Raw genomic sequence first — 18,290 nt, forward strand, 5'->3', positions numbered from 1 at the left:
GTCACTTCACCCCGGCCTGATGCAGCGCAGCGGCCTCTTCGTCCACGATGGTGATGCGGTCCAGCCGTCCGGTCAGGATCAGCCAGATCCGCCACAGCAGGATCGCGGCGGTTGACAGGCCGAACACCAGCCCGACCCCGAACAGAAGCGACATCGGCAGGCCGGTGGCGGGGGCATAGGAATTGCGGTTGACCGAAACCAGCACCCAGCTTCCGGCCAGCACCAGCCATGTCGCATAGACCATCAGCCCGTGCGCCAGCACGAGGCACAGGCGGCGCAGCGGGCGGGGCAGGGCGTTCACGATGAAATCCAGCCCCAGATGACCATTTTCATGCAGCACCACGATGGCGCCGACGAAGGTCATCCAGACGAACAGCCAGCGTGAGAATTCCTCGGACATGGTCAGGCCCGAGTTGAAAGCATAGCGCAACACCACATTGCCGAAGACCAGCACCACCATGCCGGCAAGGCAAAACACGATGAAGCCCTTCAGCAGGCGCAGATAAAGTTGGAACAGGGTCGTCATCGGCTCCTCCCCGGCGGGCGCGCGACAGGCGCGCGGCCTCAGTTCATGTGCATGCCGCCGTTCACGTCGAGCGACGATCCGGTGATGTAGGATGACAGATCCGACGCGAGGAACAGGCAGGCCCGTGCCACATCGTCGGTTTCGCCAAAGCGGCGCAGCAGGATTTGCGACATGACCTTCTCGGTCAGGTCGTCGTCATAGAAGCCGCGTGTCATCGAAGACAGGATCACGCCGGGATTGATGGCATTGACCCGGATGCCGGACGGCGAGACATCGCGCGCCATGGCCCGGACCAGCCCCAGAACCCCGGCCTTGGAGGCGGCGTAATGTGGCCCGCCCATCAGCCCGCCGCCGCGCTGTGCAGCGATGGAGGCGATGCAGATGATGGAGGCGCCGGCCCCCATGAGCCCCAGCGCGGACTGGCACATCTGCAAGGTGCCGCGCAGATTCACATCCATCACCGCGTCATAATCCTCGCGTGTGATGTCGACGGTGCGGCGCGCCTGAACGCGGCCTGCGGAATTGACCAGAATGTCCAGCCCGCCAAAACGGTCGCGGGCAAGGGCGCAAAGATCGGCGCAGGCTTCGGCATCCGTCACATCGGTTGCCGAGCCAAGCGCTGCCGGACCCAGTGCACGGGCCGCTTCGGCGACACCTTCCGTATCGCGGTCCGCCAGTATGACCCGCGCGCCTTCGGCCACGAAAAGGCGGGCGACGGCAAAGCCGATCCCGTCCAGATTACCGGCGCCGGTGACGATGGCGGTCCGACCTTGCAACAGCACGCGCTCTCTCCTGTTCCTTGGGGGCAGCAGGGGCTATGCCCCTGCCGCTGCGGGCTCAGTTGCCCTTGTTGGCTTCGACTTCGGCCTGGAAGGCCTGCACGAAGGCAGGGTCGAACCGGGCATTGATCTTTTCCACCACCGGCGCCACGGCGGTGCGGAACCGTGCCAGCTCCTCGGGGGCGATCTCGTCGATCTGCATGCCTTTTTCCGCGAGGAAATCAAGCGTGCCCTGCGCGCCGTCATTGATGATCTGGCGGTTGAACTCCGAGGTTTCGAGGCAGGCTTCGCGCACGGCAGTCTGCTCCGCCGGCTCCAGCCCGTCCCAGAGCTTCTTCGACACATACATCACCGACAGCGTGGTGAAATGCCGGGTCTCGGTCAGATATTTCTGCACCTCGAAGAACGATCCGGCGCGGGTCACGTCATTGGCGATCTCGTTGCCGTCGATGGCGCCGGTCTCAAGCGCGGTGAAGGTTTCAGGGAAGGGCAGGGGCGTCGGGTTCATGCCCATGGCCTGAAGCGAGTCGATATAGACGGCGTTCTGGATGGTGCGCACCCGCAGGCCGCTGACATCTTCCAGCGTCTTCACCGGGCGCTTGTTGTTGGTGATGTTGCGGAAGCCGTAGTCCCAGTAGCACAGGCCGACGATGTTGTTCGGCTCCAGCTTGGCCAGAATGTCATTGCCGACCGCGCTGCGGGTCACAGCGTCAAGCTGGGCATAGCTGTCAAAGGTAAAGGGCGCGTTGAACATGTCGAATTCGGGCACCATGGCGGCAAGACCCGCCGTGGTCGTCACCGCCGCCTCGACGATGCCGCCCTGCGCGGCCGAGATCGACTGGATTTCATTGCCGAGCTGCGCGCTCGGGAATGCCTTGACCGTGACCGCGCCGCCGGTCTTGGCCTCGACCAGTTCGGCGAATTTGTTCACCGTCTGGCCCATGGTGCTGTCCTTGGCCACCGGATAGCTGAATTTGATCACATCCGCCTGCGCCGCGGTGGCGCCAAGCACGATCAGGGATGCCGCGGTGGCGGCCTTAAAGTTGGTCATGACTCCTCCCAGAGCGTTATGGCCGCTTTCCTTGCGGCGCGATACCTGTTTCGCAGATAGTGAGATTTGATGTCAATAAATTATTAATAGGCAATATATGTTTCTTGCGGGTCGTTCGTCGGTGTGGCTGTGAGATTGAGCAAAAGTTCTCATAAATTCAGTAAATTATGCAGAATCCCGCGCCGACACGTTAGGGAAAGGAAGTTGCCTGCCAGTTGTGCGGCGTGGCCATGTATGAAAACTACTATCGCAATGCGATACTTTGATGGGGGTGAATATTGGACGCGCATTGCTGCGCGCCCGCTGGTGTTGCGCCGCAGTCAGGCCCGGCGATAGCCTTCCAGCGCCGAATCCGGCACGTCGGGCAGGTTTGTCACCAGATTGTCCGGCGTGCGGCAGGTCAGCCAGACCAGTTCCTCGGTCGTGGACATGTTCACCTCGACATGCGGCATGAAGGGCGGCACAAAGACAAAGTCGCCTTCGTGAAGGTCGACATATTCACTGTAGTCTTCGCCATAGTAGATCCGGCCGTGCCCTTTCAGCACATAGCCCCCGGTCTCGCATTCCTCGTGGTGATGCGGAGGCGAGCGGTGGCCGGGTTCGTTCGAGACACGGCCGAACCAGATCTTCGTCGCCGGGGTGTTCTGCGGGCTGACGCCTGACCGGCGGACGCATTCGCCCGATTGCTGCGTGCTGTCGTCCAGCGCGAGGGCGCGGGTGACGACGGGGATAACTCTGGCTGCCATGTCGGGCGTCCTTTCCTCACTTGATGGGCCGGTGTCTGCGCGGGGCGATGGTTTCGTCGCGTTACCTGAGCGCACCCGGCGGTGCGGTCGCTGCGCGACTGTCGGAGTGCCTTCGCAGGTTCTGGCGGAAGATAGATTTCAATGTTATTAAATGTCAATAATTAATGAGAGAAAAATATGAAGATCAAGGTTAGGGATGCATAATGTGATATCGAGAGCGGATTCGGCTCGCTGCGTGGTATGTGGGAGAATAGGCAGGAAAAATTATATATATATGATTTTATGTGATTTTATGAGAAGGTCGGGCAGGGGTGGCCACTGCTGAAACAGCCCCGCCGTCGGTTTTCGTGCCTCAGTCTGGACCGCTGGCTTCAATCCATTCGCGCAGATTGAGAATGGATCTTGGGTGGCAGGGGTGAGCCGGCAGCCCGTTCCGGGCCCGATCGTCAAGAAAAAGCGCCCGGTCCGCAGGGCGGCCGGGCGCAGGAAAGGTTGTTTTCCGGGTCAGGGTTGTGCGACCTGCCATGCCCCGTCCAGAAAGCCGTCGCCGGTGATGTCGCCGGGGGCCGCGTCCTTGATCCAGGTATAGAGCGGGTGGCCCTCGTAGGCCCACTGCCGCAGGCCGTCACTGCGCTGGATCACGGTCCATTCCCCGCTGGCATGATCCGAAGCCGAAGCGGCAAAGGGGGGCCAGTTCTTTGCGCAGGTGCCTTCGCAGGCGGATGTGCCGGGGCCATCTTTCGCGAAGGTATAAAGCGTCATGCCCGCGGCATCGACATAGGTGGCGCCCTTGGCGGTTTGCGCGATCGTGGCGGGATCTGCCTCTGCCATAGTGGCGACAAGCGTCAGCAGGCCGGTGATCATCAGAAGCTTCATTGCGGTTCTCCGTGTTCAGGGTGGCCCCGGACAAGGGCCACCAGTGCCGGGTCTCAGCCGTGGTTCGGGCCGTCGTCGGCGCCCCGGCCGCGGCGCTTGCCGCCGCGCTGATGCCCGGGGCCGTCATCGGCACCGCGTCCGCGGCGGGCCGTCTCGATCCGTTTGGGCGTGGGCTGCGCTTCGGTGGTCACGCCTGCCTGCGGCAGCGTGGAATCCCATGCGGCAGCGGCGGNGTTCAGGGGCGGCGAGGCCCAGGAGGCCCAGTGACAGGCTGACAGTGGCGAGGCGGCGCAGGGAAATCATCGTCATGAACAATCCTCCGATTGGGTCAGGGTGGCCGATGACTGTATCAGGCCTGTCTTCGCAGAGTCGCACCAGATCATCCCGACCTCTGCGCCCGCCGGTCCGACCAGCGGCCGTGCGGCATCGGACCAAGGTCGGGTGGCCCGGTCGCCCCATGGCGTGCGGGCGCAAAATCCGTCAGTCTGCCAGCATGCGCCCTGCCGACCGCCCCGTTTCCGCCCCTGCACGCGCGCCCCTGTGGCGGGCGATGCGCGACCGTTTTACCACTCTTCCGCTGCATTACCGTTTTGCACTGGTCGGCAGTTTCGTCAGTCTGATCGGTATGCTGGTGGTGGGCGATCTGGTCAGCCGCTCCATCGAAAGCGGGGTGGTGCGCAATTCGGCAATTTCCAGCGCGGTCTACATGGAAAGCTTCATCGCGCCGCTGTCGCAAGAGCTTGCCGAGGCGCGGCAGTTCTCGCCGGTCACACTGGCCCGGATGCGTGCCCTGCTGGAGCAGCCGCCGCTGTCCGAGCGGGTGCGTTCGGTCAAGATCTGGCGCGAGGGCGGTTTCGTGGCGTTTGCCAGCGATTCCGCTCTGATCGGGCAAACCTTCCCGCCGGGCGATGAATTGCGGGCGGCCTGGAAAGGCCAGCTTTCGGCAACCTTCGACGAGCTGGAGGGCGCGGAAAGCGCGGCAGAGCGGCAAAGTGGCGTGCCATTGCTGGAGGTCTATAACCCGATCCATTCGATCCTGACCGGCAAGGTGATCGCGGTGGCGGAGTTCTATCTGGTCGCGCCAGAGCTGGAGGCCGATCTGTGGACGGCAAAGGCCAATGCCTGGGCCATGGTGGCGGCTGTGACGGCGGTCACCTTTGCCGCGCTGTTCGGCATCGTGCGGGCGGGCAGCCGGACGATTGCGGCGCAAAACCGCGCGCTGGCCGGGCGGCTGGAGGATCTGGCACGGGTCTCGGCGCAGAACGTGGCGCTGCGGGCACGGGTGCAGGGGGCGGCGCAACGTGTGAGCGAGATGAACGAGCGGCAGATGCGGCGGATCAGTGCCGAATTGCACGATGGTCCGGCGCAGGCCCTGGCGCTGGCCTCGCTGCGGCTGGACAGCCTGTTGCGGCGGGCCTCGGTGGCGGGGGATGACCCGGAGGCGCGGGCGCTGCGCGAAACATTGAATGCCGCACTCAGCGATGTGCGCGACCTGTGCCGGGGGCTGACACTGCCCGAACTGGAAGGGCTGGGCGTCGCGCAGACCCTTGATCGCGCCATAGGGGCACATGAGCGCCGCACCGGCACCACGGTGCAGCGCGACGACACCGCCGGGCCGTGGCCGGAGGTCGCGCCGCCACACCCTATTCTCATCTGCCTTTATCGTTTTGTGCAGGAGGGGTTGATGAACGCTTTCCGCCATGCGCCGGGCGCGGGGGTGACGGTGGGTTGCCATGTCGAGGTCGGGCGGCTGCGCGCCGATATCGCCGATGACGGGCCGGGCTTTGACCCCGATCTCCGCAGCGACAGCGTATCGGGGTCGGGGATGGGGCTGGCCGGAATGCGGGAACGGGTCGAAAGCATCGGCGGCGAGTTTCGCATCCGTGCTGTGCTAGGGGCAGGGGTGCGCCTGTCGATCAGCCTGCCCCTGGAGGAGATGCGATGACCGATCCCATCCATATCATCGTGGCCGACGATCATCCGCTGTTGCGCGGCGGTGTGGTCTTGTCGCTGATCGAACATGGAGGCTTTGCCGTGGTCGCGCAGGCAGGTACGGCGGACGATGCGGTGCAGGCAGTCGAGGCGCATATGCCCGATATTGCGCTTCTCGACGTGTCGATGCCGGGTTCGGGGCTGACGGCGGCGGCGGTAATCTCGCAGCGGTTTCCGGCAGTGCGTATCGTGATGCTTACCGTATCTGAGGCCGATGACGACCTGCTGGCGGCGTTGCGGGCGGGTGCGCGTGGTTATGTGCTGAAGGGTGTTTCTGCCCGCGAGCTGATCGAGGTCTTGCAGGGCGTGGCCAGTGGCGGCTCTTATGTCTCGCCCGCGCTGGCGGCACGGGTGCTTGCCGCGATGCAGGGGCATGGGCCGCGCGACGTGCCGGAGGCCGAGGCGCTTGGCCCGCGCGAGGAGGAAATCCTGCGGCTGGTGGCGACCGGACGGTCCAACAAGGAAATTGCCCGCATGCTGGATTTGCAGGAAAAGACGATCAAGCACTACATGACCAATATCCTGCAAAAACTACAGGTGCGGAACCGGGTCGAGGCAGCGCTGAAGGCCCGTGACATGGGCTATTGAGGCACGCGCGATCCGCTATTCGATGGCAGAGACCAGCGCGGGGATCTGCCGTTCGAAGAAATCCGAGAAGGTGGCTATCCGGGGCGGCAGCTTCTGGTAGGGCGGATAGAACAGGGTGAGCCACAGCTGCGGCGGCTGCCAGTCCGGCAGGATGGGCACCAGTCTGCCGGTCCGCAACTGCTCGGCCACGATGAAGACCGGCAACAGCGCGACCCCGGCACCATCAGCGGCCAGATGCGCCAGAACCTCGCCGTTATTGGCGCTGACCGCCCGCCCGGCGGACAAGGTGACGCTGACGCCGCCATTGGCCAGCACCCAGCTTTCCCGGCGGCTTTCGCCGCTGTAGCCCAGGCAGGCATTGGCGGGCAGATCATTCGGATGCCGGGCGGCGACCCAGGGACTGCCCGGCGCTGCCACCAGCAGGCGGCGGATTTCGCAGATCTTGCGCCAGATGGTGAACTTGTCTGAGGGCGGCCCGGAAATGCGGATCGCCAGATCATAGCTTTCCTCCACCATGTCCAGAAGCTGATCGTTCAGCGCGATCTCGACATCAATCCGGGGATAGAGGTCGCGGAAGCCACACAGGATCTGCGGCAGCACCCGTTGGCCGAGTGACATCGGCGCATTGATCCGTAACCGGCCCTCGTCAGCCTTGCGGGCGTTGCGCAGATCGGCGCGCGCCTCGTCCAGCGCCCGGATTGCCGGGGCGATGCGCGCGGCAAAGACCGCACCATCCGTGGTGAGCGAGACCTGTCGGGTGGTCCGCACGAAAAGCTGGGCGCCCACCTGATCCTCCAGCGCCGCGATGGTGCGGGTGACCGAAGCCGGTGTGGTATCCATCTCGCGCGCAACCTGGGCGAAGCTGCGCTTTTCGGTGGCCAGCAGGAAGGTGCGAAGCGCCTTGAGGTCGTTCATGCCGATTATTACGTCCTGTGCAATGCTGTCGCAATTTTTGCGGTAATTCCGCGAAACTATCAGGCGGGCTATCTACAGGGCAACCCAGTCGTGTCGCGGCAAGGCCGCAGAAAGGCAGAGACCATGCTGAATCAGATCAAGGGCCTGCATCACGTCACCTCGATGGCGGCGGATGCCCGGCAGAACAACCGCTTCTTCACCGGAACGCTGGGGCTGCGCCGGGTGAAGAAGACCGTGAACTTCGACGAACCCAGTGTCTATCACCTGTATTATGGCGACGAGGCGGGCACTCCCGGCACGGTGATGACCTATTTCCCCTTCCCGCAGATCATGCGGGGCCGCTCCGGCGTGGGCGAGGTGGGGGAAACCCGGTTCTCGGTGCCGAAGGGGGCGCTCGGGTTCTGGAAAGACCATTTCGCGGCCGCCGGTGTTGCCGGTCTGGAAGAGGGTTCGGCCTTCGGTGCGGGCTGGCTCCGGTTCCGGGGGCCGGATGGTGACGGCTTCTCGCTGGTCGAGACGGAGGGCGACAGCCGCGCCGCCTGGACGGGTGGCGGTATTTCTGAGGCAGCGGCGATCCGTGGCTTCTCGGGGGCCAGCCTGCGGCTGAACGATACTGCCGCCACGGCCGAGCTTCTGGGCTTCATGGGCTATGAGAAGGCGGGGGTGGAGGGCAATGTGACCCGCTTCATCCTGCCCGGAGGCAATGGCGCCGATACCATCGACCTTGAGGCCCTGTCGGGCACGCCGTTTGCCAGGCAAGGTGCCGGATCGGTGCACCACATCGCCTTCGCGGTGCCGGATCGGGCCGCACAGCTTGAGGTGCGCAAGGCGCTGATGGATACCGGCTATCAGGTTACGCCGGTGATCGACCGCGATTATTTCTGGGCGATCTACTTCCGCACCCCCGGCGGGGTGTTGTTTGAAATCTCGACCAATGAGCCCGGTTTCGACCGCGATGAAGATGCCGCGCATCTGGGCGAGGCGCTGAAACTGCCGAGCCGCTACGAACAGTATCGCGACCGGATCGAGGCGCATCTTGACCCGCTGGAGGCATGATGCCCCGCTGCCCCGGCCATGCAGGCCGGGGCGTCTTTCTGCCGAGGAGTGCTGATATGAGCTATCACAGTTTTCGTGCCCCCGCCGGGGCGAACCAGCCGGTCATCCTTGCGCTGCACGGCACCGGGGGAGACGAGTTCCAGTTTGTCGAGCTGATCCGGCGAATGATGCCGGGGGCGGGGATCGTCGCACCGCGCGGCGACGTGTCGGAATATGGCGCCAACCGCTTTTTCCGGCGCACGGGCGAAGGGGTCTATGACATGGCGGATCTCGCCCGTCGCACCGATGCCCTGCTGGCCTTCGTTGCCGATGTGCGGGCCGAGGCGCCGTCGCGTCCACTTCTGGCCTTCGGCTATTCGAACGGGGCGAATATCCTTGCCGCCATGCTGTTCCGCCAGCCGGGCCTGTTCGACCGGGCGGCGTTGCTGCATCCGCTGATCCCCTGGACCCCGGCGCCGCAGCCCGGTTTGCAGGGGCTGCCGATCCTTGTCACCGCCGGTCGCAGCGATCCGATCTGTCCGCTGCCGCAATCGCTTGCGCTGATTGACTGGTTCAAGGCGCAGGATGCAGCGGTTGAAAGCCTGATCGAACCCGGCGGGCATGAGATCCGACCGCCGGAGCTTGCCGCGCTGCGCCAGTTTCTGACCGCGGCACCGGCGGCCTGAGCCGCCGGTCTGTCTGTCGGGTCATTGCGGCAGGCAGATGGCCGCTGCGAGGATCGCGAGGAACAGCAGCACCGTCTCGGCCAGAAGCATCAGCGCGGCGGTGATACCGACCGACATCAGACCGCGCAGATCGGTGCGCAGGCCGACGGCGCCAATTGCCATCAGCAGGCAGGCGCGTACCACCGGCTCCAGCAGGTCGCGCAAGGCCATGGGAACCAGCCCGAAGGAATTGGCCCCGGCGAGCAGCAGAAAGCCCAGAACGAAGCCCGGCACCAGCGGCGGCCGCGTGCCGCCGCCCGAAGCCGCGCCGCGCAGGATCAGCGCGCCGATCACCACGGTCGGGGCCAGCATGATCACGCGGAACAGCTTGAACAGAGTCGCGACCTCGCCCACCTCGGTCGAAACCGAAAAGCCCGCGCCGACCACTTGCGCGACATCATGGATCGTGCCCCCCAGCAGCAGCCCGGTGGCGGTGGTCGACAGGCCAAGGTTTGCGGCGATGATCGGATAAAGGATCATGGCGAGGGTGGAAAGCACGGTCACCGCGATGACGGTGAAGGCAATATCCCTTTCGCGTCGGTCATCCTGTGGCAGCAAGGCACCGATGGCCATGGCGGCAGAGGCGCCGCAGATCGCCACCGATCCGCCGGTCAGAAAGCCGAACCGCCCCGGCTGGCCCAGCAGACGCGACAGCAACAGGCCAAAGCCGATGATCAGCGGCACCGAAAGCGCCACCATCACCAGCGGCAGCGCCCCCAGCCCCAGCAGCATGTCGGCGCTGATGCGGATACCCAGAAGTGCCACACCCAGCCGCAGCACATGACGCGCCGCAAGCGCGATCCCCGGCGCGGTGCGCGCCTCTGCCCCCAGAAAGTTGAGGGCGAGCCCGATCAGGATGGCCATGAGCATGGCGGGCGGGCCGTAGTGATCGGCCAGAAACTGCGCCGAAAGCGCCACGACCGCCGCGATGGCAAGGCCCGGAAAGTAACGGCGCGCGGAAAGGGAAAGGCTGTGCATGGCGTGTCTCGAAACGGGGCGGGGGCAGCGCCCCGCCCCTGTCTGGCCTTACTTAAGATCGGCCGCGCGGTCGGCATCGACCTTGGCCTGCGCCTCGGCAACGGCGGCGTTGAACAGGTCCAGCACCTCGGGGCCCCGCGCCACATTGTTGCGGAACCAGTCGAACACCGGATCGACGGCAGCCTTGAACGCGGCCTTCTCTTCCGCCGAAGGCACATAGATTTCGCCACCCGCGGCGCGGAAATCGGCGTAAGCCTGAATTTCCTTGCGCTTGGGCGAGGCGAACGTGGCCTGTTGCAGCGCCGCGAACCCGTCCAGAACCACCTGTTTCTGGGTATCGGTCAGGCTGTTGAAACGGTCATTGCCCATCCACCAGAAGGCGCCCATGTAGCTGTGCCCGTCCAGCGTGAGGTATTTCACGCCTGCATCGGTGAACTTCATCGACATGATGTCGGTGATGCCATTCGCGGTGCCCTCGACCACGCCGGTCTGAAGCGAAGTGAACAGCTCGGGCCACGGGATCGGCGTTGGCGCGGCGCCCAGCGTGGTGGCCAGCGTCTGCGGCAGATCGGCCGGAACGGTGCGCATCTTCATCCCGGCCAGATCGGCAGGGGCGGCGATGCGCTTGCGGGTATTGGCATAGTTGCGCCAGCCGCCGGTATTGCCAATGGTCATCAGCCGGATCTTGCTGTCTGAATCCTCAAGCACCATGTCGCGCAGCTTGCGGGTGAAATCGCCCTCCAGCACGGTTTCTGCCACGCGGTCATCAGACATCAGATAGGGCAGGTCCAGCACCTGAATATAGGGGAACAGCCCCGCCGCGCCGCCGCTGGTGGAAATGTAGATGTCGATCGACCCGTCGGCGAGGCCCGCGAGGCATTCATCGCCCTTGGCGCAAAGCTGGGTGCCGATGAACAGCTCGACCCCGATCTGCCCGTTCGAGGCATTCTCGACGTAGTTCTTGAATACGACGAGCCCGTCGTAATCCTCGTCACTCTCGTTGGAATTGGCGGTGGCGCGCAGAACGATGTCCTGTGCGAACGCGCCACCGGCAGCCCCGGCAAGCGCCGATGCCAGCAGCAGCGCCTTCAGCGTCTTCGAGATCATGCTTTCCTCCCTGTCATTATCTCTTGGTCAGTTCACGAAGCCCGCAAGGCGCGGGATGGTCAGGCTCAGCGCGGGGAAATAGGTGATCAGGAAGATCACGACGATTTCGACCGCGAGGAAGGGCAGGGTGGCGCGCGCGACGGTCTCGACCCGGAGGCCTGACACCGAGGATGTCACGAACAGCACCAGCCCCATCGGCGGGGTCAGCAGGCCGACCGTCAGGTTCACCGCCATGACGATGGCGAAATGCACGGAATCGACGCCCAGCGAGGTGAAGATCGGCCCGAGAATGGGGCCAAGGATGATGATGGCGGGACCGGCATCCAGAAACATGCCCACCACGAACAGCAGCAGGTTGATCAGCAGCAGCAGGACCAGCGGATTGTCGGACAGGCCAAGGATGATCGAGGCCAGCAGCTCGGGCGTGTGCGACAGCGAGGCGACGGTCTTGAACGCCATGGCGGCGCCGACCAGCAGCAGCACGACAGCCGAGGTGATCCCTGCCCGCGTCAGGATGCCGGGCAGATCGGCAAGCCGCAGGCTGCGCAGAACGAACATCCCGATCAGCACTGAATAGCCGACGGCCACGGCAGCGGCCTCGGTCGGGGTGAATACGCCGCCCAGAATGCCGCCGAGAATGATGACCGGCGTCATCAGCGGCCAGATCGCCTTGAGGCTCGCCTGTCCGCGTTCGGCCCATGTGGCGCGACGCGTGGCCGCCGGAAGGTCATAGCGGTCGGCCAGCAGATGAATGGCCAGCATCAGGCCACCGCCGATGAGGATGCCCGGCACGATCCCGGCAAGGAACAGCGCGGCCACGCTTTCGCCCATCACATAGGCATAGATGATCATGATGCCCGACGGCGGGATGATCGGCCCGATGATCGACGATGCGGCGGTGATCGCGGCGGCGAAGCGGCGGGTATAGCCCTGTTTCTCCATCGCGGGAATGAGCATGGACCCGAGGGCGGAGACATCCGCCACGGCGGAGCCGGAAAGACCTGCGAACAGCATGGACGAAAGCACATTCACATGCGCCAGCCCGCCGCGCAGATGGCCCATCATGGCCTGGCTGAACTCGACCAGCCGCAAGGTGATGTTCGAGCGGTTCATCACCTCGCCCGCCATCATGAAGAACGGAATGGCCATCAGCGGAAAGCTGTCCATGCCGTTGTAGACATTGCGGTAAAGCAGGACGAGATCACGCTCTTGCCCGTTGGCCCAAAGCAGCAGGCCGGGTGCCGCGATCAGGCCGAAGAACACCGGCAGGCCCATCAGCAGCAGCACAAGGAACAGCGGAAGGAACAGGTTCAGCATCACTCGGCCCTCAGATCGGCGGCATCGGCAATCGCGACCAGCCCGTGATGCTGCCCGGTCAGTTCGGCCAGCCCGCGCAGCATGAGTTCGACATTGACGAGGATCAGCATGGCCAGCCCGGTGACGAGCGAGGCCATCATCCAAGATTTCGGCACCTTCACCCAGGTATCAAGGGCCAGCGAGGCAGGCACTTTCAGGCTGTCAGTTGCAAACCTGCCGCCAAAGCCCGTGACCTCGGACAGGCCGATGCGAAAGCCCGCGACCAGGACAACCAGCACCAGCGCCAGAAGCACAAGGCCCAACAACCGCCCGACGATGCGGGGCAGGAAGGACACCAGCATTTCGACTGAGACGAACCCGCCCCGGCGATAGGCGGTCGGGATCATCAGCCCGGTCGCCCAGAGCATGAGGAACCGTGCTGCCTCCTCGGGCCAGGCCAGCGCATTACCCAGCACATAGCGGAAGAAAACCTGCGCCAGAATGATGAGCACCATAAGGCCCATGGCGGTTGCGCCAAGCACGCGACCCAGCCAGAGCAGGGCCGCATTGAAGGCGCCCAGACCGTTCAAAAGCCTTGTGAAGGCCCCCATGAAATTCCCCCTCCCTTGTCACGTCTCCCCTCCCCGGGAGCGCAGAACCATTACTTTCAGGCGGCGGGCAGGAACTGCCCGTATCTGCCTCGGGAAAACACCAGCGGTGCGCCTTCCTGCATCGCGGCCCGCAGCACGCGACCCACGATGATCAGATGGTCGCCGCCGTCATGCGTGCCATGTTGCGCACAGTCGAACCGCGCCAGCGCGCCGGCGATCAGCGGGACACCCTCGGGGTTGCGCGGCACGTCGAGGCCGGAAAATCCGCCCCCGTCCCGCCCGAAGCGGGCGATCCAGTCGGCCTGATCCTCTGCAAGCACATGGATCACATAATGCGGCGCATCCGCGAAAAAGCGGAAGCGGCGCGAGGCGCGGGCAGGTGACCACAACACCAGCGGCGGGTCCATCGACAGGCTGGAAAAGCTGTTGGCGACAAAGCCCATCGGGCCTTCGGCGCTGTCGATGGTGACGACGGTGATGCCGGTTGCAAAGCAGCCAAGGGCATCCCGGAAGGCGCGGGCGCTCAGCGCGTCAGGGGTGAAGGCGACGTCAACACTCATGGCACTTCCTGCCCCTGCGCAAGGGTGTAAAGCTCGAACCAGGTCTGCCGGTCCATCGGCACCCGCAGCGCATCGGATATGCCCGCGATGCGCGACAGGGTATTGGTGCCCAGCACCGGAAGGATGCGCGCAGGGTGATGCAGCAGCCAGGCGATTGCCGCCGCCGACCAGTCCGCCCCTGCTGCCGCGCCAAGCTCGGCCAGACGCAGGCGCAGGCCTTCGCGCGATTCCGCCAGCAGGTGCCCGCCGGCGAGCGGGCTCCATGCCATCGGCGCGATACGGTTTTCCTGAAGGAACGCCAGATCGCCGTTTACAAAAGCCTCGCGCGCCAGCAGATTCAGCTCGATCTGGTTGGTGACCAGAGGCGCGGCCATGCGCGATTGCAGCAGGCGGAAATCCCACGGGCGGAAGTTCGACACACCCACCGCGTGCACCTTGCCGCTGGCCACCAGCGCATCCAGCGCGGCCCCGGTTTCATCCGCATCCATCAGCGGATCGGGGCGGTGAATCAGCAGAAGGTCGATGCGGTCGGTTGCCATCTCCCGCAGGCTGGTTTCAACGCTGGCGGTGATATGGGCGGCGCTGGTGTCGTAATACTTTACCCTCGCGGCGGCATGACGGCCCACCGGCGCCACGATGTCGCATTTGGTGACGATCTCGATCCGGTCACGCAGACCGGGCGCCGCGCGCAAGGCCGCGCCGAGGAGCCCCTCCGCAGTATAGCCGCCATAAATGTCGGCCTGATCCATCGTGGTGATGCCCTGTGCCAGACAGGCCTCGACCTTGGCCTGCACATGGGCGGGCGAGGTATCGGCATCGTCCCCCAGCCGCCACATGCCATAGACCAGCCGCGACAAGGTGATGTTTCCAAGCGTGATGCGTTCCATCATCAGCGGCGTTCTCCGTTTGCAAGGGGCGTGGCGGGCGGGCTTGCGGGCACCCGGCCATAGGCATGGGGTAGCGAGCAGGTCTTGATCTGCGGCAGAACCTTGGTCCCGAAGTGGTCGCATTCATCCAGATGCGGATAGCCCGAGAAGATGAAGGCCCGGATGCCCATCCTGCGATATTCCTCGATCCGGGTCAGGACCTGATCGACCGATCCGACCAGCGCCGCGCCGCAGCCGGAGCGGGCGCGTCCGATGCCCGTCCACAATTGCGGCTCGATATAACCGAACTGATCGGCCAGTTCGCGCGCGCGCGCCTGATGCGCGACACCCAGCGAGATACTGTCATGCGCCCGGTCGCGGATGAGCTTGCCGTATTCATCGTCCAGCTTGCTGACCAGATGATCGGCATATTCGCGGGCCTCTGCCTCGGTGTCGCGGACGATCATATGTACCCGCAGCCCGTAATCCAGTGTGCGGCCATGCTCCGCCGCGCGCTCGTGAACTGCGCGCATCCGGTTGGCCAGCATCTCCTGCGGTTCGGGCCACATCAGATAGACGTCGCATTGCGCCCCGCAGAGTTCCAGCGCATCGGGGCTGTAGCCGCCGAAATACAGCAGCGGGCCGCCGTTCTGCTGATAGGGCCGGGCCGGGTCGCTGCTGACTTTTGCAATCTTGTAGACCTCGCCGTCATATTCGATGTGATCGCGGGTCCAGGCCTGGCGCAGGATCTCGACCACCTCGTGACTGCGGCGATAGCGATAGGCACTGTCGGCCACCTCGCCCGGAAAATCAGAGGAAATGACGTTCAGCGTCAGCCGCCCCTGCAACATGTGGTCCAGCGTCGCCACGGTGCGGGCCAGCATCACGGGCTGCATTTCCCCGCAGCGGATCGCGGCGAGAAAATTGATGCGGTCAGTGATTGGCGCGCAGCCTGCCACGAATGACAGGGTATCCTGCCCGACCTGATACGAGGACGGGCAAAGGATATTGCGAAACCCGTGCCCCTCGGCGCGCTGCACGATAGAGGAGCAATGCGCCCAGCTGGAGCGCAGGCGGCCGTCCGGCACGCCGAGATATTCATAATCATCGGAGCAAAGCGCCGCGAACCAGCTGACTTCGGCGGCATCCAGATCGGCGGAGGTTACGGGAACGACAGTCATCGATTCTCTCTATTCCACATGCATCTTTTCTCTTGCGTAGCATTCGCCAATATGTAGATCAATACTGTATCAATTTGAGGTGGTCATGGCGAAGTCCGGCTCTCTGCCCGTCTATCAACAGGTTGCGGAACTGCTGATCCGTGACATCGCGGCCGGTCGGCTGATGGATGGCGAACGCCTGCCGCCGGAACGCGAGATGGCCTCCGGCCTTGGCATCGCGGTCGGAACCCTGCGGCAGGCGCTGAAATCGCTGGCAGAAAAGGGGTTGCTGGATCGGGTGCAGGGGTCAGGCAACTATATCCGCGCGAAATCGGACCCGGCTTCGGTCTATGCCATGTTCCGGCTGGAGCGGGTGGAAGGGGGCGGCCTGCCGACGGCCGAGGTGCTTTCGGTGGACCGGCTGGCCAAATCACCCGATCTGCCAGCTTTCGGCACCAGCGCCGAAGGCCACCGCATCCGCCGCCTGCGCTTTCTGTCAGGGCAGGTCGCGGCGGTCGAGGAGATCTGGCTCGATGGTGACATCGTTCCGCAGATTGGCGCCGATGACCTGTCGGAATCGCTTTACCTTTTCTACAGGCATCGGCTTGGCCTGTGGATCGCGCGTGCCGAGGACCGCATCGGCCTTGGCCCTTGCCCCGACTGGGCACCTGCGCGCTTTACCCACCGGCCCGGCGCACCGCTGCCATTGATCACCCGGATCAGCTGGTCCCAGGAAGGCCAGTCTGCCGAAGCATCCTTCACCTGGTATGACCCCGATACCGTGCGCTATGTCGCGCGGCTGAAATGAGGATTCCCATGAAAACCTTGCGTTACGGCATCATCGGCTGCGGCATGATGGGGCAGGAACATCTGCGCAACATCGCGCTGCTGCCCGATGCCGAGGTGGTGGCGATATTCGAACCCGATGCCGCCATGCGGGCCGAGGCGGCGCGTCATTGCCCCGGCGCGCGGCTGGTCGATTCGGTGGCGGCAGTTCTGGCCGTGGCTGCGGTGAATTGTCTGCTGATTGCCAGCCCGAACTTCCTGCATCTGGCGCAGCTTGAGGAAATTGCCGCTATTCGCCCCCTGCCGGTGCTGTGCGAAAAGCCGCTGTTCACCGATCCCGCCGATGCGCCCCGGCTGGCGGCTCTGCGCGCGGCCTATCCCGCACCGATCTGGGTGGCGATGGAATATCGCTACATGCCCCCCGTCGCGCATCTGATCCGCGAGGCCGAAGCGGCGACCGGCGGCATTCGCATGCTGACGATCCGCGAACACCGCTTTCCTTTTCTGGAAAAGGTGGGTGACTGGAACAGATTCAACGCCAGGACCGGCGGCACCCTGGTTGAGAAGTGCTGCCATTTCTTTGACCTGATGCGCCTGATCGCACAATGCGATCCGGTCCGGGTCATGGCTTCTGGCGGGCAGGCGGTGAACCATCTCGACGAACGTTACGAGGGCGCGACGCCGGATATCTGGGATCATGCCTATGTCATCGTCGATTTTGAAAACGGCATGCGTGCGATGCTGGAATTGTGCATGTTCGCCGAAGGCAGTCGCTATCAGGAAGAGATCAGCGCCGTCGGGCCCCTGGGCAAGATCGAATGTCTGGTACCGGGGCCGGGTCGGTTCTGGCCTGCGCATCTGGGTGCCCCGCCGGTGCCGCAGGTGATTGTCAGCCCGCGCGAGCCGAAGGGGCCGCGCTTGCTGGAAGTGCCGGTGGATCCGGATCTGCTGGCGGCAGGCGATCACAACGGGTCGACCTTCTATCAGCATCAGGGTTTTGCCCGCGTGGTTGCAGGCGCTCAGGCCCCCGAAGTCAGCCTGACCGACGGCTGGTGGGCCGTAGCCATCGGCATGGCCGCACAGGAAAGCGCCCGCACGGGTCAGGCGGTCGACCTGCGTCATGCGGTGCCCGACGTGACAATGTGATCCGGTAAACTCAGCCCTGCCGTTCGTGGCGGACGGCAGGGCCGACATATTTTTAATGCAACATAACTATCCTTATCTGAATAACTGATATGGCGCGGGCACATTCTAAAATAATGGATTGGATGCCCCTCCTGCCGGTTCACCATAGAACCGCCCGAGCTGTTTCAGTTTGGGAGCGCTGCAGGAGGGCTCTGTTGGGCTGTGTTGCACAAATCGGGTGATGGCCGGGCCTCCCCTTTCCCCGGACAGACCTATCCTGCGACCTCTGTAACGGGTGTGCCGAGTGCGGTGAAGCCGTTCAGGACGGCGACACGGACCTGGAACTCTGCCACCTGACGGTCGAAGTCCCGCGCGGACAGGCGCTGCCCGAGAAGCTTGATGCAGTGCATCTTGGCTTCAGCGGTGGTAGCCGAAACTGGCGCAACCACCCTTGAGCCATCAGTGGCATGCTTCGCGGGATTGCTATGGTGTTGGTTACTCTCCCGCATCTGTTGCCCCGAGATAGGCCACAATAAAACAGACTGGTATGTCGTGCAGCAACTCCGCC

Annotated in this window: 19 protein-coding genes and 1 pseudogene; 6 read left to right on the top strand and 14 right to left on the bottom strand. The window is 64.3% G+C overall.

The features are described 5' to 3' along the window. Position 1: 1 nt before the first annotated feature. The 5 genes from AO684_RS07075 to AO684_RS07095 all read right to left on the bottom strand — a co-directional run bounded on the left by AO684_RS07075 (position 2) and on the right by AO684_RS07095 (position 3,978). Positions 2-526 (bottom strand): TRAP transporter small permease, encoded by a 525-nt coding sequence (locus tag AO684_RS07075; RefSeq protein WP_054302044.1) that lies wholly within the window; start codon positions 524-526, stop codon positions 2-4. A gap of 38 nt (positions 527-564) precedes the next feature. Next, positions 565-1,308 carry an SDR family NAD(P)-dependent oxidoreductase gene (locus AO684_RS07080; protein ID WP_054302045.1) on the bottom strand — a complete coding sequence of 248 codons (744 nt, stop codon included), beginning with the start codon at positions 1,306-1,308 and terminating at the stop codon, positions 565-567. A gap of 55 nt (positions 1,309-1,363) precedes the next feature. Next, positions 1,364-2,356 carry a TRAP transporter substrate-binding protein DctP gene (gene dctP, locus AO684_RS07085; RefSeq protein WP_054302046.1) on the bottom strand — a complete coding sequence of 331 codons (993 nt, stop codon included), beginning with the start codon at positions 2,354-2,356 and terminating at the stop codon, positions 1,364-1,366. Between the two features lie 320 nt (positions 2,357-2,676). Next, positions 2,677-3,102 (bottom strand): cupin domain-containing protein, encoded by a 426-nt coding sequence (locus AO684_RS07090; protein WP_054302047.1) that lies wholly within the window; start codon positions 3,100-3,102, stop codon positions 2,677-2,679. A 504-nt stretch (positions 3,103-3,606) separates the two neighbouring features. Then, a complete protein-coding gene (locus tag AO684_RS07095; protein ID WP_054302048.1) occupies positions 3,607-3,978 on the bottom strand; it encodes a hypothetical protein in 372 nt (123 codons plus the stop codon). 550 nt (positions 3,979-4,528) lie between these two features. Between AO684_RS07095 and AO684_RS07100 the strand changes: the two genes are divergently transcribed. Together AO684_RS07100 and AO684_RS07105 are read left to right on the top strand one after the other, a co-directional pair. Next, a complete protein-coding gene (locus tag AO684_RS07100; RefSeq protein WP_161805996.1) occupies positions 4,529-5,923 on the top strand; it encodes a sensor histidine kinase in 1,395 nt (464 codons plus the stop codon). Next, the gene (locus AO684_RS07105; protein ID WP_054302050.1) at positions 5,920-6,558 is read left to right on the top strand and encodes a response regulator transcription factor; all 639 of its coding nucleotides are present in this window, start codon (positions 5,920-5,922) and stop codon (positions 6,556-6,558) included. Before AO684_RS07100 ends, AO684_RS07105 begins: the two co-directional genes overlap by 4 nt. Before the next feature lie 15 nt (positions 6,559-6,573). Here the strand turns inward: AO684_RS07105 and AO684_RS07110 are convergent, their stop codons facing one another. Then, a complete protein-coding gene (locus AO684_RS07110) occupies positions 6,574-7,473 on the bottom strand; it encodes a LysR family transcriptional regulator (RefSeq protein ID WP_054302051.1) in 900 nt (299 codons plus the stop codon). 123 nt (positions 7,474-7,596) lie between these two features. On the opposite strand from AO684_RS07110, the gene AO684_RS07115 reads away from it, so the two are divergent. Both AO684_RS07115 and AO684_RS07120 read left to right on the top strand, forming a co-directional pair. Continuing rightward, positions 7,597-8,529, top strand: a complete 933-nt coding sequence (locus AO684_RS07115) for a VOC family protein (protein ID WP_054302052.1) — start codon at positions 7,597-7,599, stop codon at positions 8,527-8,529. Positions 8,530-8,585: 56 nt separating this feature from the next. Continuing rightward, a complete protein-coding gene (locus AO684_RS07120) occupies positions 8,586-9,194 on the top strand; it encodes an alpha/beta hydrolase (RefSeq protein ID WP_054302053.1) in 609 nt (202 codons plus the stop codon). A gap of 21 nt (positions 9,195-9,215) precedes the next feature. On the opposite strand, the gene AO684_RS07125 is transcribed toward AO684_RS07120, so the two are convergent. Genes AO684_RS07125 through AO684_RS07155 form a run of 7 tightly spaced genes read right to left on the bottom strand, consistent with a single transcriptional unit; the run spans position 9,216 to position 15,832 of the window. Further along, entirely contained in the window at positions 9,216-10,211 is a 996-nt protein-coding gene (locus tag AO684_RS07125) for a YeiH family protein (RefSeq protein ID WP_054302054.1), read from the bottom strand. A 48-nt stretch (positions 10,212-10,259) separates the two neighbouring features. Beyond that, entirely contained in the window at positions 10,260-11,318 is a 1,059-nt protein-coding gene (gene dctP, locus AO684_RS07130) for a TRAP transporter substrate-binding protein DctP (protein ID WP_054302055.1), read from the bottom strand. Positions 11,319-11,345: 27 nt separating this feature from the next. After that, a complete protein-coding gene (locus AO684_RS07135) occupies positions 11,346-12,635 on the bottom strand; it encodes a TRAP transporter large permease (protein WP_054302056.1) in 1,290 nt (429 codons plus the stop codon). Further along, entirely contained in the window at positions 12,635-13,225 is a 591-nt protein-coding gene (locus AO684_RS07140) for a TRAP transporter small permease (RefSeq protein WP_054302057.1), read from the bottom strand. Before AO684_RS07140 ends, AO684_RS07135 begins: the two co-directional genes overlap by 1 nt. A 56-nt stretch (positions 13,226-13,281) precedes the next feature. Further along, positions 13,282-13,785 (bottom strand): flavin reductase family protein, encoded by a 504-nt coding sequence (locus AO684_RS07145; protein ID WP_054302058.1) that lies wholly within the window; start codon positions 13,783-13,785, stop codon positions 13,282-13,284. Continuing rightward, complete coding sequence (locus tag AO684_RS07150; protein WP_054302201.1) at positions 13,782-14,672, bottom strand: aldo/keto reductase family oxidoreductase; 891 nt, start codon at positions 14,670-14,672, stop codon at positions 13,782-13,784. Before AO684_RS07150 ends, AO684_RS07145 begins: the two co-directional genes overlap by 4 nt. Before the next feature lie 2 nt (positions 14,673-14,674). Next, positions 14,675-15,832, bottom strand: coding sequence for an LLM class flavin-dependent oxidoreductase (locus AO684_RS07155; RefSeq protein ID WP_054302059.1), 1,158 nt, complete (start codon positions 15,830-15,832; stop codon positions 14,675-14,677). An 85-nt stretch (positions 15,833-15,917) separates the two neighbouring features. Here AO684_RS07155 and AO684_RS07160 point away from each other — a divergent pair, with 85 nt between their 5' ends. Next, the gene (locus AO684_RS07160; protein WP_054302060.1) at positions 15,918-16,619 is read left to right on the top strand and encodes a GntR family transcriptional regulator; all 702 of its coding nucleotides are present in this window, start codon (positions 15,918-15,920) and stop codon (positions 16,617-16,619) included. 8 nt (positions 16,620-16,627) lie between these two features. Beyond that, a complete protein-coding gene (locus tag AO684_RS07165; RefSeq protein ID WP_054302061.1) occupies positions 16,628-17,743 on the top strand; it encodes a Gfo/Idh/MocA family protein in 1,116 nt (371 codons plus the stop codon). A gap of 251 nt (positions 17,744-17,994) precedes the next feature. On the opposite strand, the pseudogene AO684_RS21555 reads toward AO684_RS07165, so the two are convergent. Then, positions 17,995-18,144: pseudogene (locus AO684_RS21555) on the bottom strand (IS5/IS1182 family transposase); the annotation flags it as partial. Between the last annotated feature and the right edge of the window lie 146 nt (positions 18,145-18,290).

Source organism: Gemmobacter sp. LW-1, assembly GCF_001303875.1.
Classification (GTDB): domain Bacteria; phylum Pseudomonadota; class Alphaproteobacteria; order Rhodobacterales; family Rhodobacteraceae; genus Gemmobacter; species Gemmobacter caeni.